The following is a 15,693-nucleotide window of genomic DNA, read 5'->3' as shown; positions in this document are numbered from 1 at the left end:
TGGGCCAACGCCTCTAGTAGGTGTCGCCCGCCGGCTGGGGCAGGAAGCCAACGCGTTCATAGACCTGCGCCAGCGTTTGGGAGGCCATCTTCCGGGCCCGGGACGCGCCCACTGCCAACAGCCGGTCGAGTTCGGCCGGATCGTCCAGCAGCTCGTTGGCCCGTTCGCGCACCGGCGTGACGAAGTCGGTGACCACCTCGGCCAGGTCCGTCTTGAGGTGGCCGTACATCTTTCCCGTGTAGTCCTCCTCCAGTTGAGCGACCGTGCGGCCGCTCAGGGCCGAATAGATGGACAGCAGGTTGGACACGCCGGGCTTTTCCTCCCGATCGAACCTGACCTCAGTGCCGTCGTCGGTCACGGCCGACTTGATCCGCTTGGCGGTAACCTTCGGTTCGTCCAGCAGGTTGATCAACCCGGCCGGCGAGCCGGCCGACTTGGACATTTTCGACGTCGGATTCTGCAGATCGAAGATCCGGGCCGATTCCTGCTGAATGAATGCCTGCGGCACCACGAACGTTTCCCCGAAGCGGGTGTTGAAGCGCTGGGCCAGATCACGGCTGAGTTCCACGTGCTGGCGCTGGTCCTCGCCCACCGGGACGCCGTGGGGCTGGTAGAGCAGGATGTCGGCGGCCTGCAGCACCGGGTAGGTGAACAGCCCAACGCTGGCCTGGTCCGCGCCCTGTTTCTGGAACTTGTCCTTGAACTGCGTCATCCGCGACGCTTCGCCAAAGCCGGTGATGCAGTTGAGCACCCACGCCAGTTGGGTGTGTTCGGGGACGTGGGACTGCACAAACAGCGTGCACTTGTCGATATCCACGCCACCGGCGATGTACTGCGCAGCGGTCACCCGCGTGCGCTTGGCCAGGTCCGCCGGGTCCTGTGCAACGGTAATGGCGTGCAGGTCCGGGATGAAGAAGTACGCATCGTACTGCTGTTGCATCCGGACCCAGTTCAGCAGTGCCCCGACGTAGTTTCCCAGGTGCAGGGAGTCCGCCGACGGCTGCATGCCGGACAAGACCCGGGGCCGTTCAGGCGCTGGTTGGATGGGATCCATAGGTTTATACTCTCAGGAATCGTTGCCGCTCCCGGTGAGGGGAAGGGCCTTTCGGGCAAATGGAAAAGAATTACAAACGGTAATCGACAACCAGCGGGGCGTGGTCCGAGAACCGCTGGTCGTACGCCGGGGCACGGTCGACGACGGCGTCCACCGCCGAATCCGCCAGCGCCTCGGTGGCCATCTGGTAGTCGATACGCCAACCGGTGTCGTTGTCGAATGCCTTCCCCCGCCAGGACCACCAGGTGTATGGTCCGTCCACCTCACCGGCCAGCCGGCGGGCGACGTCGGAGAAGCCGACGTCGCCGAAGAACCGGTCGAAGTATTCGCGTTCGTCCGGCAGGAAGCCTGACTTCTTCAGGTTGCCCTTCCAGTTTTTGATGTCCCGTTCGGTGTGGCCCACGTTGAGGTCGCCGACCACCAGCGCGTGGTCGCTGGCTGCCTGCAGTTCCGGCAGCCGCTGGGTCATCGCATCCAGGAAGCGGTACTTGTCCTCCTGTTTGGGGGTCCCGACCTCCCCGGAGTGGACGTAGGCACTGGCCACGGTGAAGGTGGTGGTCCCGCCTGCCGGCAGCGGCACCTCAAAGTCGGATTCGACCCAGCGTCCGGCAGTGGCGAAGTATTCGTCGCCGATATGCAGGCGTGTTGCCGCCGGTTCCAGCTTCGATGCGATCGCCACCCCGGCGCGGCCCTTGTCAGTCGCTTCGGCGTGCACAACGTGCCAGGCGTCGCCGAGCAGGTCGTGCACCACGGCGTCGGGGGCGCGGACTTCCTGCAGGCAGAGGATGTCGATGCCGCGGTCGTCGAGCCACTGAGCCATGCCGCGCCGGAAGGCCGCGCGGATGCCGTTGACGTTGACCGATGCGATACGCAGATGTGCAGATTCGTTGGTTACTGTCGATGCCGATTCCACCCGTACTACCTTACCGTCACCTCAGTCGACCACCTTGCCGCTGATGGGGCCGCCGTCGTCGCCGCCCAACAGGCCTTTACCGTTGTGGGCCGTGATATTGATGGTTTCCAACGCCCTGGACACCGCGTCCGCGTCCTTGCCGAGGTTCTCTTCGACCACCCGGGCCTGCACCTGGATGATCTTGAAGCTGTGGTCCAGCTTCTGGTCCCGCATGGCGTTGGCCCCGGCAGCCGGCTGATCCTGCACCAACCGGGTGCTGCCGTGGCCGGACGATGACGACGACGGCGCCTGTCCACTGGCGCTGCGCATATTGTCCTGGGCCTGGCGCACCTGGTCCGCACCGAACTTTGCGGCCCGGCGGATGCTCACCACGATGAAGGTGGCCAGCAGCAGCCAGCCGAATGCGACAAGGGCGATAATCCAGCCGATCACGTCGTTCTGGTTGGCGGCAAAGACGAGGGCGACCAGGAACACTACGGCGATGACGGCCATTCCCAGGCCGCTGCCTCTGCCGAAGAGTATGCCCTTCCTCGTGCCGGAGGACGAATTCATTGAACTGTCGGCGCCTGGAGGATGCATACCCTTATTCTGCCAAACCACAGACCGTGCCACGCGCACTTCCCCTCAAGGCGAACGGCGGCGGTCGGCGCGGGGCGGGTGGCGCGTGCAGGCACCGTTGGCAGGCACCGTCGATTGATCGATTTCGCCGTTTGCGTTCCTGCCGGGAGTAAAACTGCGGCTTCCAGGTACAAACCGCGCTTTTTTCGTCTGACTTACTCCCCGCCCGAACATCCACGCACAAAGCGGTCAGGACGGCGGAGTTGCCGGAGCCGCCTGGCCGGCCAGTTGAGCCAGTGCGGCGTCGACGATGTCGGCCACCGGGCGGTCGATATCCGTGGTGAACCCGGGTTCGGCCGGCTGAAGCCGCTGAAGCGTCGCCAACTGCGATTCCAGCAGCGCCGGGGGCATGAAGTGGTCGCTGCGACCCTCCATCCGCGAAGACAGCACCTGGCGGGAACCATCCAGGTGGACGAATACCGCTGCAGGAGCGTCGGCCAGGATCGCCGTCCGGTAGGAGCGCTTCAGGGCCGAGCAAGCAACCACCAGTCCGGTGCTGCCCGCTGCGTCCAGCTCCTGGCCCACCGTGGCCAGCCAGGGCCAGCGGTCGGTATCGGTCAGCGGTTCGCCGGCGGCCATCTTGGCGACATTGTCCATCGGGTGGAGGCTGTCGCCATCGACGAAGTTCACCCCCAGAGCGTCGGCGATCAGCGCGCCGATAGTGCTCTTGCCGCTGCCGGATACTCCCATGACCACAATCTGGTGGCCCGCATTTGGTTCGCTCACCGGCTGGACTTTACCAGTCATGGACCGTGCCGTCGGCGAGCCGGTTGTAGGGCAGGTAGGCACGCTGGTACTCGAAACGTGCCGCTGCTTCTTCGTTCAGTTCGACGCCGAGGCCCGGCTTGTCCCCGGGGTGCAGGTAGCCGTCCGCGAAATTCAGCGACTGTTCGAACACCGAATTCGTGGCCTCGCTGTGCTCCATGTACTCCTGGATGCCGAAGTTGTGGATCGCCAGCCCGACATGCGACTGGGCGGCCAGTCCCACCGGAGAGACGTCGGTCGGGCCGTGGAAGCCGGAGCGGATCTGGTACAGCGCGGCGTAATCCATCACCTTCTTCAGCGGCGAGATGCCACCGAAGTGGGTGGAGGCGGCGCGGACGTAGTCGATCAGCTGCTCGCGGATCAGCGTCTGGAAGTCGTAGACCGTGTTGAAGACCTCGCCGATGGCCAGCGGCGTCGTCGTATGCTGGCGCACCAACCGCAGCGCATCCTGGTTCTCCGCCGGAGTGCAGTCCTCGAGCCAGTAGAGGTCGTACGGCTCCAGCGACTTGCCCAGCTTTGCCGCCTGGATCGGGGTCATCCGGTGGTGCCCGTCGTGCAGCAGCGGGATTTCCGGGCCGAACTCGTTGCGCACCGCCTCGAACACGGTCGGAACGTGCCGCAGGTAGGCGCGGGTGTCCCAGTCCTCCTCAGTGGGCAGGTCACCGCGGCCGGCCGGTTCGTAGTCGTACCGCTCCCCCGAGGACTGCGCCTGTGCCGCGACGCCGTACAACGACTTAATCCCGGGCACCGAGGTCTGGATCCGGATGGATTTGTACCCCTCCTCCAGGTGCTCCCGGATGGAGTCGAACAGTTCGGGCAGGTCCCGGCCGGAAGCGTGCCCGTAGGTGCGCAGCCCGGTCCGGGAGGCGCCACCGAGCAGTTGGTACACCGGCAGCCCGGCCACCTTGCCCTTGATGTCCCACAGGGCCATGTCGACGGCGGCGATGGCGGCCATGGTCACCGGTCCCCGGCGCCAGTAGGAACTGCGGTACAGGAACTGCCAGGTGTCCTCGATGTTGTGCGGGTCCCGGTTCAGCAGCAGCGGAGCCAGGTGCTCCTTCAAATAGGTGGCGACGGCCAGTTCGCGGCCGTTCAGAGTGGCATCGCCCAGCCCGGTGATGCCCTCGTCGGTGGTGATTTTCAGGGTGACAAAGTTCCTGCTCGGGCTGGTGACGATGACGTCGGCAGCTGTGATCTTCACGAATGGGTCCTCTCTATGGTCTCTCGGTGGGCGCCGGTTCAAACCCGTGCCACGTTCAGGCTTTGCCAGGTTCAGGCCGGCGCCATGCGCCGGCGGAGCGAGTCGATCAGGCGCAGCGCATCAGGATCGCCGGCCAGGTCCTCGTCCAGCAACTGCACCAGGTCATGGACCGTGTCGGTTGTTTCCGCGGCGACGATGGCGGCGATAGTTTCAGCTGCCGCATCCGGTGCCGTACCGCCGTCCTTGACGTAGTCTATCCAAGCCGAAATCATCCGGGCGCTGGCTTCTCCGCTGCGCCCGGCCTGCCGCTCCGCCTTCATCACGGGAACGGCGCGCAGCCGCAGTTTGTTGCTGCCATCGGAGGCGATTTGCGCCAGCCGGTGTTCGATCCGGGCGTTGGAAAACCGCTCGCGCAGCGCCGCACGGTACCGGTCGATGTCCAGTCCCTCAGCGGGCAGATGGCGTTGCGCCTCGTCCCAGAATTGCTCCACCCACTGAACGCACGTCCGGTCGGCCAGGGCCTGTGCCACGGTGTCGTGGCCGCGCCGCTGCGCGGAATAGGCCAGCAGCGAGTGGGCGCCATTGAGCAGCCACAGTTTCCGGTCCTCGAACGGGCCGATATCGTCGACGAATACCGCCCCCGCCTCCTCCCATGCAGGACGCCCGGCCGGGAAGTCTCCGCTGAGCACCCAGGAGCTGAAGGGTTCGGTGACCACCGGCGTGTGGTCAATGTAGCCCTGCGCCGCTTCGACGCTTTCGACATCGGCCACGGTGGCCGCCGGCGTGATCCTGTCGACCGACGTCTGGACAAAGCTGACGTTGGTATCGACCCATGCCGCCAGCTCCGGATCCACCGCTTCGGCGATCCCCAGCACGGCCGCCCTTGCCACCGCTCCATTGCCAGGCAAATTGTCGCAGGATACGACGGCGATGGGTCCTGCGTCTGCTTCCTTCCGGGCCTGCAGGCCAAGCAACAGCCGTGCAGGCATGGTGGAAACGGGGCTGATCCCGGGCCCCGCCCATGTCCCGTGGCCGTCGTCGGCCTGCAGGAGCTTGAGATCGTCCACCACCGCCGGTGCGCCGGTATCGAACCGCCCGTCGGCACCGACATGGTAGGCAGCTTCGGTCACAGTGATGGTGACGATGGCGGTGGTGTCCGCGGCCAGCAGCTGGCGGAACCGCTGCAGGTCGGCGCCGTCGTGGGCCTCCACGATGCTGCCGAGCAGCTCGTGACGGTCCCCGTCGGCCGTTCGCTGGACCACGGTGTAGAGGCCGTCCTGGGCGGCGAGGACTTCCGCGGCCTTCGGGCTGCGACCGGTGAATGCCGCAATCCCCCACTGACTGCCGGGGTCCACCTGGTCGGTGTACCACGCCTGGTGGGCGCGGTGGAACGCGCCCAGACCCATATGCACAATCCGCACCGGTGCCTTGGGCCCGGCGTCAACCGCCGAGCGGTTCAGCGGCGCGCTCACAGCTTGAATACCCTGCGTGGCGCGGCGTCGACAATATCCACGATCAGTTCGTGGGCCCGTTCATCCGATACCCGGCCTTCGGCCACCAACCGGCTCAGGAAGGCGGCCTCGATCCGGCGGGAGGCATCGTGCCGGGCCGGGATGGAGCAGAACGCCCGGGTGTCGTCGATAAAGCCCGAGGACCGGGAGAATCCGGCCGTCTCGGTCACTGAGGCGCGGAAACGCAGCATTGCGTCGGGGGCATCGAGGAACCACCACGGGGCGCCGATGTACACGGAAGGGTAGAACCCGGCCAGCGGGGCCAGCTCCCGGGAGTACACCGTCTCGTCAACGGTGAACAACACCAGGTGGAAGCCTTCGGCGGTGCCGAAATCGGCCAGCAACGGGCGCAGCCCCTCGGTGAAGCTGACGGGGACTGGAATGTCGTGTCCGCTGTCGCCGCCGAAGCGCTCAAAGGTGTCCGGATGATGATTGCGATAGATTCCCGGATGGATGGTCATCACCAACCCGTCCTCGGTGGACATCCGCGCCATCTGGTACATCATGTGGCCCTCGAAGACGTCCCGGTCGGCCGCGTCCGCGTCCCCCGCCAAGGCGCGCTCAAAGATGCGGGTGGCTTCCGCCGTCGTCAGCTTGCAGGTGAACGGGCTGCGGGCGCCATGGTCGGTGGAGACGGCACCGTGTTCGATGAAGTGCCGGCGCCGGTTTTCCAGCGCCCGGATGTATCCCTCGTAGCCGGTCTTGCCATCGCCGGCGGCCGAGATCAGCCGCTGCACGCGCCCCGCCCATCCCGGGGTTTCGATTTTGACGTAACTGTCGGGCCGGAAGGTGGGGATCACCTTGCCGGAGAAGGAACCGTCTTCGGCCAGCTTGGCATGGGCGGACAGCTCATCCATCGGATCGTCCGTGGTGGCCAGCACCTCGATATTGAAATCCTTGAACAGGTTGCGCGGCCGGAAGCCGGGCTCGGCCAGCCGGGCGTTAATCGTATCGAACGTGGCATCGGCATTCGAAGCGGACAGTTCTTCAGTCAGCCCGAAGACATGCGTCAAGGCCGAGCGCAGCCAATACGCCGAGGCTGTGCCGTCGAACAGCGGCCAGGCCTCGCAGAAGCGGCGCCACACCTGGCGCGGCTCCACCTCAGTGGTGCCGCCGACCCGCAACTGGTCCAGGGGCACGCCGCTGGCATGAATCAGCCGGGTGACGTAGTGGTCAGGGCTGACCAGCAAGGTCGCCGGATCGGGAAAGGGCGTGTCCTCGGCCAGCAGGGAGGGGTCCACGTGGCCGTGCGGGGAGATGATCGGGAGGTTGTCCACCCGCTCCAGCAGTTCGCGGGCGATGGACCGGGTCCGGGTCTCGGCGGGAAGCAGCCGGTCAGGGTCTGAGGCAATCGACGTTGGCATAATCTCAATGCTCGAAGAGCCCCGTTATCCGTGGCAATCAGTTGCCACTATTTGCCACGGATTTGCCGCTTTTTCGTCCATGCCGCCGTCGATTCCCGCACCACCAGCTTGGCCGGCAGCACCACCGGACGGCCGGACATGGACCGGGCCCCGCCTGCAATGGCCAGCAGGTTATTGACCGCCGTGGAGCCCAATGAGTACAGCGGCGAGGCAACAGTAGTCAGCGGCGGCGTCACCAATTCGGCGCCGAAGGTGTTGTCGAACCCGACGACGCTGACGTCGTCGGGCACGGTCATGCCCATCCGGGCAATCTCACGGAGGAATCCGATGGCTATCTGGTCGTTATACGCCACGACGGCCGACGACGGATGCGCGGCCCACTGTGCCGCGGCCTCGGCGCCGCCATGCTGGGTGGGAGCAAAAGGCCCGCCGCGCCGGGTCCTGATCTCCAGCTCCATTCCGGCTTCCCGCAGCGAACGCCACCGCATCCCGTCTGCCCACGAGGCCTCCGGACCTGCCAGGTACATCAGTTCGGAGTGGCCCAGCTCCCCCAGATGTTCCGCCGCCCGGCGCATGCCGCGGGGATTGTCGGTGACCACACTTGATACGTCGGCAACGGCCCGGTTCATCACCATTGTTGGTTTTTGTTTCGCCATTTGCCGGATGGCCGAATCCGACATCCTCGAACTGGACAGCACGATGCCGTCCACCATGGACATGGCACGCTCCAGCGCCTGCCGTTCCCGCGTGTCGGACTCCTGCGAGTTGAACAACAGCATCGTGTACCCGGCGTCGCTGGCGGCCGCTTCGGCGCCGCGGATCATCTCGAAATAGACGGGGTTGGCGATATCGGCGATCACCAGCGCAATCATTTTCGATCGCGAGCCAGCCGCGCTGTGGTCCATTGACTTGGACCGGTAGCCGAGTTGTTCGGCGGCGGCGTGAATCCGCTGGGCCGTTTCAAAGCTAACGCGTCCCGGACGGGCGAAGGCCCTCGACACCGTCGATGAAGCGACGCCGGCCGCGCGCGCGACGTCGTAAATTGTGGGGGCCTTCTTTTCATCCCCCTTGCCCCCACTGGTCCCGGTGGAGCCGCCCCTGATCATCATTTGATGCTATGGCGCGAAGGCAACTAATGGCAATTGATTGCACACCGGGCTTAACCTCTGCCTGAATCGACTAATACGTCCTTCACGTGCCCGTGCTCACATGCACGACGACGGCTGGCCTCCGTTCGCGCCTGCCCGCCACACGTTGGGACGGCCATCACGAGCAAGCTCCGCGGCCGCGGAGCGATGAGAGGTAAGCATGAGCCGTAAGAAGAATTTTTCATTTCTGGCAGCTGCCAGCGCCCTGGCGCTGACCCTTACCGCCTGTGGCGGTGGGACCGGCGGCAACGAGGCCGGCGGCGACTCCGGAGGCGGCGACTCCGGAGGCGGTGACTCCGGGGGCACCATGCGGCTGGCCCTGAACCAGACCAAGGAGCACCCGTCCTACATCACCCTGACCGATTTCAGCGAGCGTCTGGCCAAGGCCACCGATGACCGCTGGGACATCAAGGTATACCCGAACGAGACACTCGGTGCCCAGCAGGAAGCGCTGCAGCTGGTCAGCGATGGCTCTGTGGAGATGGCCATCGTCTCGGGCACCCAGCTGGAGAACCTGAACCCGAATTTCAAGGTGTTCAACCTGCCGGGCGTGTTCAAGAGCATCGACCACCAGATGAAGGTCTTGAACGATGAGAAGATCGTTGGGGATCTGTTCTCCTCCCTGGAAGACGAAAACATCACCGTGCTCTCCGGCGGCTTCACCCAGGGTGCGCGCAGCGTCTACAACTCCAAGCACCCCATCAAGACCCCCAAGGACATGAATGGACTCAAGTTCCGCGTGCAGGAGTCGGACATTGCCCAGTCCATGATCCGGCTGATGGGCGGTTCACCGGCCCCGATGGCCTACGGCGAGGTGTATTCAGCGCTGCAGTCGGGCGTCATTGACGGAGCCGAGAACAATGAGATCTCCTACCTCACGCAGAAGCACAACGAGGTCGCCAAGTACTTCTCCTACACCGAGCACCTCATCGGCATTGATTACCTGATCATCAACACCGACACGCTGAAGTCAATGTCTGATGCGGATCGCAAGGCCTTCCAGCAGGAGTGGGAGCAGACGGTCAAGGACTTCACCGCGATGTGGAAGAAGGAGACCAAGGAAGCCCACGACAAGTTGAAGGCGGAAGGCGTCAAGTTCAACCAGGTCGACAAGGCAGCCTTCGAGAAGGCCTTGGCTCCCATCATTGACAAGAACCTCGACAACAAGAAGCAGCGCGAGCTGTACGAAGCCACCAAGGCCGCAGCAGAGTAAACCGCAGAGTAAACCGTCCCCGCTGACGAAAGTAGTCGATTCAGGCCCTATGGAAAGTTCAAAGAAACTCCTCGACCGGACGTTGGAGGTCATTTGTGTCGTGTTGTTCGCGGCCCTGGTCCTCGTCGTCGTCTGGCAGGTCTTCACGCGGCAGGTGCTCGATCAGCCCAGTTCGTGGTCCTCGACCCTGGCCCGGTACATATTCGTATGGCTGGGCCTGGGCGGGGCCGCCCTGGTGTTCGGGGAACGCGGTCACATAGCCGTTGACTTCGTGGTGCGCAAACTGCCCGACTCTCTGGAGAAGGCCATTGCTGTGCTGGTGCAAGTCATCATTGCGGTGTTCTCCGCGATCATCCTGGTCTGGGGTGGTTACCGGGTGGCGCTGCAATCGTGGGAGCAGGCGCTGTCCGGTCTGCCGCTATCCGTGGGTCCCCTCTACCTGGCCATGCCGGTGGCCGGCGTGTTGATCATCATCTACGCGCTGTACCACTCGATTGAGGTGCTGCGCAGGCACGAGCCACCCGTCGCGCACGACGAGCCTGAAGCGGTATAGGAGGACCTCATGGATATGGCAGTTGTCGCAGGTCTCATCCTGTTCTTCAGTATCGCTATCGGCATCCTGCTCGGTGTTCCGATCGCGGTGTCGATCGGCCTCGGTGCCGTCTTCGCCACGATGTCGGTGATCGAATTCGATCAGGCCGTGTTGACCAGCTCCCAGCAGCTGTTTGCGGGGATTAATTCGTTCACCCTGTTGGCGATCCCGTTTTTCGTGCTCGCAGGCGTATTAATGAACAACGGCGGGATCGCCGAACGGCTGATCGACGCCGGCAAGGTGCTGGTGGGTCGGATGCCCGGCTCGCTGGCCCAGACCAATGTGGTGGCCAACGCCATGTTCGGTTCCGTCAGCGGTGCCGCCGTTGCGGCCGCGGCCGCCATTGGGACGGTGATGGGTCCCCGGCAGGAAAAAGAAGGCTACGACCGGAACTTCTCTGCCGCCGTCAACGTCGCGTCGGCGCCGTCCGGAATGCTGATTCCGCCGAGCAACACCTTCATTGTCTACGCGCTGGTGTCCAGCAGCTCGATTGCGGCACTGTTTATGGCCGGCGTCGGCCCGGGTCTGCTGTGGGCGCTGGCCTGCTTCGCCATCGTCTTCCTGTATGCGCGCAAGCGTCCCGAGCTGAAGTCGACCGAACGGGTGACCTTTCCGGTTGCCGTGGTGACGCTGCTGCGGGCGCTGCCTTCACTGCTGATGATCATCATCGTCATCGGCGGCATTCTCACCGGCGTGTTCACTCCAACCGAGTCGGCTGCCATCGCCGTCGTCTATTGCCTGGTGCTCGGCTTCGTGTACCGGAACATCAGGATCAAGCATTTGCCGGCGATCCTGCTGGATGCAACCCGGACGACGTCGATCGTGATGCTGCTGGTCGGGGTGTCGACGGCGATGGCGTGGGTGATGTCATTCGCGCTGATTCCGGATTTGATCTCCGAAGTGCTGCTGGGGATCAGCGAGAACCCGACCGTCATCCTGATTATCATGATGGCGATCCTGCTGGTGGTCGGAACGTTCATGGACCCCACCCCGGCGATCCTGATTTTCACCCCGATCTTCCTGCCCATCGTCACTGAGTTCGGGATCTCGCCCATCCATTTCGGCGCGATGATCGTGATGAATCTCTGCGTAGGGACGATCACGCCTCCGGTCGGCAACGTACTGTTCGTCGGTGCGAGGGTGGCCGGGTTGCGGGTCGAGCCGGTGGTGGCGAAACTGCTGCCGTTCCTATTCGCCCTGATCGCGATGCTCTTCGTGGTCGTGTTCATACCGCAGGTCAGCATGTGGCTGCCCACGTCACTGGGGCTGATCGAGTAACGCTGCGGTGGTCCGCCGACACCACCAAAGAGCGGGATCATCGGGAGAATGCGGGTGGCGCTGATTGCAACTGCCACCCGCATTCTTTACGCTCCGCTTAGCTCATCCACCGGGACTGCGCAACGCCGGCAGGGCGGCTGATGCGGCGCGGATGTGCTCTTCGGTCAAGCGGGCAGCACGTTCCCCGTCGCCCGCCGCGATGGCCTCAATGATGCCGTGGTGTTGTTCCCGCAGCATCGCAGAGACCTGCGACCAGTCCTCCAGCTGCCGGAAGGCTTCCAGAATAGGGGCGCGCAGCGAAGCCCGGATGGCAATCGTCATATCCGCGACCAGCTGGTTTCCGCCTGCCTCGGCTATCGCGACGTGGAAGGCAGTATCGGCGTCATTGAATTCCTCCCGCGAGATCCCTTCGACGTCCATTTGCTCCAACGGGCCGCGGATAGCCTCGCGTGCCCGCTGGTCCGAGTTCGCGGCGGCCAGGGAGGCGCTGGATCGCTCCAGCATCACCCGCGCGTCAACCACATCGTCGAGCCGGAAATTCGACAGCGCCACATGCAGCCGCAGAAACCGTGTGAGTGCCTCGCTGGGCATCGCGGCGATGAACGTGCCTGCGTCTGCCCCCGCCCCCACGTTGGATCGCAGCACTCCTTGGCCCTCAAGCACCCGGATCGCCTCCCGCACTCCGGCCCGGCTGACCTGAAGCCGGGAAGCCAGGTCGCGCTCCGGCGGCAGCGGATCGCCCACCTTCAGGGCACCGACCATGATCTGGTCCTCGATGGCTTCGATCACCAACTCATGAGCGCGGCTGCGTGCCACGGGGCGCCATGATGGACCGCCCTGCCATGTTTCAGGGAGATTTTCGCTCATAGGCCCATAATGTCACGCAGCCGCGCGTGCAAAGTGTTGACGTAGATCACATCGCACCTCTACTATCGATTTGGTGGTCAGACCACTAAAAGGTCAACGCCCCTCCCGTTTCCGCAGTCACGCCAAGGGCCCACCGAGGCGATGACGACCAACCCGGAGAAATCACTATGTACACACCAGACTTGGCGCCGATAGCCGACAGCCTGCTGTGGTCGTCGCTCATCGCGCTGCTGCCGCTCGCCACAGTCTTCGTCACCCTTGGCCTGCTGCGTTGGAAAGCCCACTGGGCCGGCCTGTCCGGTCTGGCGGTGGCCGCCATCGTGGCTGTGCTGGCGTACCGGATGCCCGTGCACCTCGTCGGCCTTGCGGCCTCCGAGGGATTCGTCTTCGGCCTCTTCCCGATCATGTGGATTGTCATCAACGCCATTTGGCTCTATGACCTGACGGTCAAGAGCGGACGGTTCGAGGACCTCCGTCTGGTGATCAACAGAATCTCGGACGACCCGCGTATCCAGGCGATCATCATCGGGTTCTGTTTTGGCGGACTGCTCGAGGCGCTCGCCGGGTTCGGCGCGCCGGTCGCCATCACGGGCGTGATGCTGATGGCTGTCGGCTTCAGTGCAATTCGTGCCGCCACAGTCGTGTTGCTGGCCAATACCGCCCCAGTGGCGTTCGGTGCCATGGCCATCCCGATCATCACCGCGGGCAACCTCACAGGCATCCCGTACCAGGAGATCGGCGCCGTCGTGGGCCGGCAAACCCCATTGATTGCGCTGTTCGTGCCCATGTTCCTGGTATTGCTCGCCGACGGCTGGCGTGGCCTGAAGGATGTTTGGCCGGTTGCCCTGATCATCGGTGCGGTCTTCGGCCTGGCCCAGTTCGTCTCCGCCACGTGGATCTCCGTTGCGCTCACCGATATCATCGCCTCGCTGGCGGGTCTGGCCGCAGCGGTGCTCACCCTCCGGTTCTGGAAACCCAAGGGAGGCGAAGAGGCGCGCCAGCGTCTGTTCCATGAAGCGTCTCAGTTGGATCAAGAGGACGGCACCGCCGGAACAGGGCCGCACGGGGGCGCGGCCGTGACCACCCGCACCGCTGAGGCAGCGGCTCCGGCTGCCACTGCGCTCACCGGAAAACGGGTTCTGCTGGCGCTTTTCCCCTACCTGCTGGTGATTGTCATCTTCTCCTTCGCAAAACTGTGGCCGCTGCTGAAGAATGCCCTGGCCGCCACAAATATCAGCATCCCGTGGCCCGGGCTCGACGGAAACATCTACACTGCCGCCGGTGAGGTCTCCAGCTCCACGGTGTACACCTTTGGCTGGCTCTCCTCTCCGGGAACACTGCTGCTGATCAGCGGCATCATCGTTGCACTGGTCTACCGTGTCGCACTCGGAGATGCGGCGATGATCTACTGGCGCAACCTGCTCAAATTGCGGTACTCAATGCTCACCGTTGCGTCCGTTCTTGCGTTGGCCTATGTGATGAACCTGTCGGGGCAAACGATCACCATCGGCGCCTGGATCGCCGGCGCCGGCGCTGCATTCGCCTTCCTCTCCCCCATCCTGGGCTGGCTGGGCACGGCAGTGACCGGGTCCGACACCAGTGCGAACGCGCTCTTTGCCACCCTGCAACAGACCGCTGCCATGCGCGCCGGGATCGATCCGACCCTGCTCGTTGCGGCCAACACCAGCGGCGGCGTGCTGGGCAAGATGATCAGCCCGCAAAACCTCACCATCGCCGCCACCGCTGTCGGATTGGTGGGCCGCGAATCGGAGATCTTCCGCAAGCTCATCTGGTGGAGCATTGGCATGCTCGCCGCGATGTGCCTGCTGGTCGGGCTGCAATCCACCGTCCTGTCGTGGATGATCCCCTGATCGGCACGCATGCAACCACCACAGCATTGGCAAGGAGAACCATTATGACCACACGGCAAATGCCCAAGCCTTCCGAAATATTCGACCTGGTGCAGTTCAAGAGGCCGGAACTCGACCCGCGCAAACGCCGGCTCGACTCTGCCTTGACGATCGATGATCTGCGCGCCATTGCCAAGCGCCGAACCCCTGCCGCCGCCTTCGACTACACCGACGGCGGCGCAGAGGGTGAACTATCGCTGGCCCGTGCACGGCAGGCCTTCGAGGACGTCGAATTCCATCCGTCCATCCTTAACGACGTTTCGGCCATCGACCCCTCAACCACCATCCTCGGTGACGGCTCTGCGCTGCCCTTCGGCATCGCGCCGACGGGATTCACCCGGCTGATGCAGACCGAAGGCGAAATCGCCGGCGCTTCGGCAGCAGGTGCGGCCGGAATCCCGTTCTCGCTGTCCACGCTCGGCACCACGTCCATTGAGGACGTCCGGGATGCCAATCCTGCCGGGCGGAATTGGTTCCAGCTCTATGTGATGCGGCAGCGCGAAATTTCCTACCAGCTGGTCGAACGCGCCGCAGCCGCCGGATACGACACCCTGTTCTTCACCGTTGACACGCCGGTGGCCGGAGCCCGCCTGCGGGACAAACGCAATGGATTCTCGATCCCGCCGCAGGTCTCCCTGGGCACCGTGCTCGACGCCATTCCGCGGCCCTGGTGGTGGTGGGACTTCCTGACCACGCGCAAGCTTGAATTCGCGTCGCTGTCCTCCACCGGAGGGACGGTGGGAGAGTTGCTGGATTCGGCCATGGACCCGACCATCAGCTTCGATGACCTCGAAATCATCCGCCGGATGTGGCCGGGCAAGCTCGTCGTCAAGGGCGTACAGACCCTCGACGACGCCAGGAAACTGACGGATCTGGGCGTGGATGGAATCGTGCTGTCCAACCATGGAGGTCGGCAACTGGACCGGGCGCCCGTCCCCTTCCACTTGCTGCCCACCGTGGCCCGGGAGGTGGGCGCCGACACCGAGATCATGGTCGACACCGGCATCATGAATGGCGCGGACATCGTCGCCTCCCTCGCCCTCGGTGCCAGGTTCACCCTCATTGGCCGGGCATACCTCTACGGCTTAATGGCCGGCGGCCGAGCCGGCGTCGACCGTGCGATTTCGATCCTGGCCGAACAGGTCACACGCACCATGCAGCTGCTGGAGGTGAACACCGTCGATGAATTGGGCCCCGAACACGTCACGCAGCTGACCAGGCTCGCGCCACGCACCCTGGATCCGGCGCTGCACGTCTAA

General features: G+C 64.3%; 14 protein-coding genes. 5 read left to right on the top strand and 9 right to left on the bottom strand.

Annotation, left to right across the window (positions count from 1 at the left end; translation table 11 throughout):
• Nucleotides 1-13: 13 nt before the first annotated feature.
• The 8 genes from trpS to H535_RS0108420 form a co-directional block, all read right to left on the bottom strand.
• Nucleotides 14-1,054 carry a tryptophan--tRNA ligase gene (trpS, locus tag H535_RS0108455; RefSeq protein ID WP_026819214.1) on the bottom strand — a complete coding sequence of 347 codons (1,041 nt, stop codon included), beginning with the start codon at nt 1,052-1,054 and terminating at the stop codon, nt 14-16.
• Nucleotides 1,055-1,124: 70 nt separating this feature from the next.
• Nucleotides 1,125-1,967, bottom strand: a complete 843-nt coding sequence (locus H535_RS0108450) for an exodeoxyribonuclease III (protein ID WP_051298841.1) — start codon at nt 1,965-1,967, stop codon at nt 1,125-1,127.
• 21 nt (nt 1,968-1,988) lie between these two features.
• Nucleotides 1,989-2,546 carry a hypothetical protein gene (locus H535_RS0108445; protein ID WP_026819212.1) on the bottom strand — a complete coding sequence of 186 codons (558 nt, stop codon included), beginning with the start codon at nt 2,544-2,546 and terminating at the stop codon, nt 1,989-1,991.
• A gap of 228 nt (nt 2,547-2,774) precedes the next feature.
• On the bottom strand, nt 2,775-3,311 hold the full coding sequence (locus H535_RS0108440) for a gluconokinase (protein WP_026819211.1): 537 nt from the start codon (nt 3,309-3,311) through the stop codon (nt 2,775-2,777).
• A gap of 10 nt (nt 3,312-3,321) precedes the next feature.
• Nucleotides 3,322-4,551, bottom strand: coding sequence for a D-mannonate dehydratase ManD (manD, locus tag H535_RS0108435; protein WP_026819210.1), 1,230 nt, complete (start codon nt 4,549-4,551; stop codon nt 3,322-3,324).
• A gap of 71 nt (nt 4,552-4,622) precedes the next feature.
• On the bottom strand, nt 4,623-6,023 hold the full coding sequence (locus tag H535_RS24290) for a mannitol dehydrogenase family protein (RefSeq protein WP_035768867.1): 1,401 nt from the start codon (nt 6,021-6,023) through the stop codon (nt 4,623-4,625).
• Nucleotides 6,020-7,426: a glucuronate isomerase gene (uxaC, locus tag H535_RS0108425; protein ID WP_026819209.1), complete on the bottom strand. Its 1,407-nt coding sequence runs from the start codon at nt 7,424-7,426 to the stop codon at nt 6,020-6,022. The genes H535_RS24290 and uxaC overlap by 4 nt, the downstream gene beginning before the upstream one ends.
• Nucleotides 7,427-7,473: 47 nt before the next feature.
• Nucleotides 7,474-8,532: a LacI family DNA-binding transcriptional regulator gene (locus H535_RS0108420; RefSeq protein ID WP_155838638.1), complete on the bottom strand. Its 1,059-nt coding sequence runs from the start codon at nt 8,530-8,532 to the stop codon at nt 7,474-7,476.
• A 202-nt stretch (nt 8,533-8,734) separates the two neighbouring features.
• Here H535_RS0108420 and H535_RS0108415 point away from each other — a divergent pair, with 202 nt between their 5' ends.
• The 3 genes from H535_RS0108415 to H535_RS0108405 are packed head-to-tail and all read left to right on the top strand — an operon-like array spanning nt 8,735 to nt 11,657.
• On the top strand, nt 8,735-9,787 hold the full coding sequence (locus tag H535_RS0108415) for a TRAP transporter substrate-binding protein (RefSeq protein WP_051298837.1): 1,053 nt from the start codon (nt 8,735-8,737) through the stop codon (nt 9,785-9,787).
• Between the two features lie 49 nt (nt 9,788-9,836).
• Nucleotides 9,837-10,340 (top strand): TRAP transporter small permease, encoded by a 504-nt coding sequence (locus H535_RS0108410; protein ID WP_026819206.1) that lies wholly within the window; start codon nt 9,837-9,839, stop codon nt 10,338-10,340.
• A gap of 9 nt (nt 10,341-10,349) precedes the next feature.
• Nucleotides 10,350-11,657 (top strand): TRAP transporter large permease, encoded by a 1,308-nt coding sequence (locus tag H535_RS0108405; RefSeq protein WP_026819205.1) that lies wholly within the window; start codon nt 10,350-10,352, stop codon nt 11,655-11,657.
• 102 nt (nt 11,658-11,759) lie between these two features.
• Here the strand turns inward: H535_RS0108405 and H535_RS0108400 are convergent, their stop codons facing one another.
• Nucleotides 11,760-12,524, bottom strand: coding sequence for a FadR/GntR family transcriptional regulator (locus tag H535_RS0108400; RefSeq protein ID WP_026819204.1), 765 nt, complete (start codon nt 12,522-12,524; stop codon nt 11,760-11,762).
• 167 nt (nt 12,525-12,691) lie between these two features.
• On the opposite strand from H535_RS0108400, the gene H535_RS0108395 reads away from it, so the two are divergent.
• Complete coding sequence (locus H535_RS0108395) at nt 12,692-14,395, top strand: L-lactate permease (RefSeq protein ID WP_026819203.1); 1,704 nt, start codon at nt 12,692-12,694, stop codon at nt 14,393-14,395.
• 44 nt (nt 14,396-14,439) lie between these two features.
• Nucleotides 14,440-15,693 carry an alpha-hydroxy acid oxidase gene (locus tag H535_RS0108390; protein ID WP_026819202.1) on the top strand — a complete coding sequence of 418 codons (1,254 nt, stop codon included), beginning with the start codon at nt 14,440-14,442 and terminating at the stop codon, nt 15,691-15,693.

The organism is Arthrobacter castelli DSM 16402, from assembly GCF_000430705.1.
In the GTDB taxonomy this organism is placed as follows: Bacteria; Actinomycetota; Actinomycetes; order Actinomycetales; family Micrococcaceae; genus Arthrobacter_C; species Arthrobacter_C castelli.
This window is presented reverse-complemented; position numbering and strand designations above follow the sequence as displayed.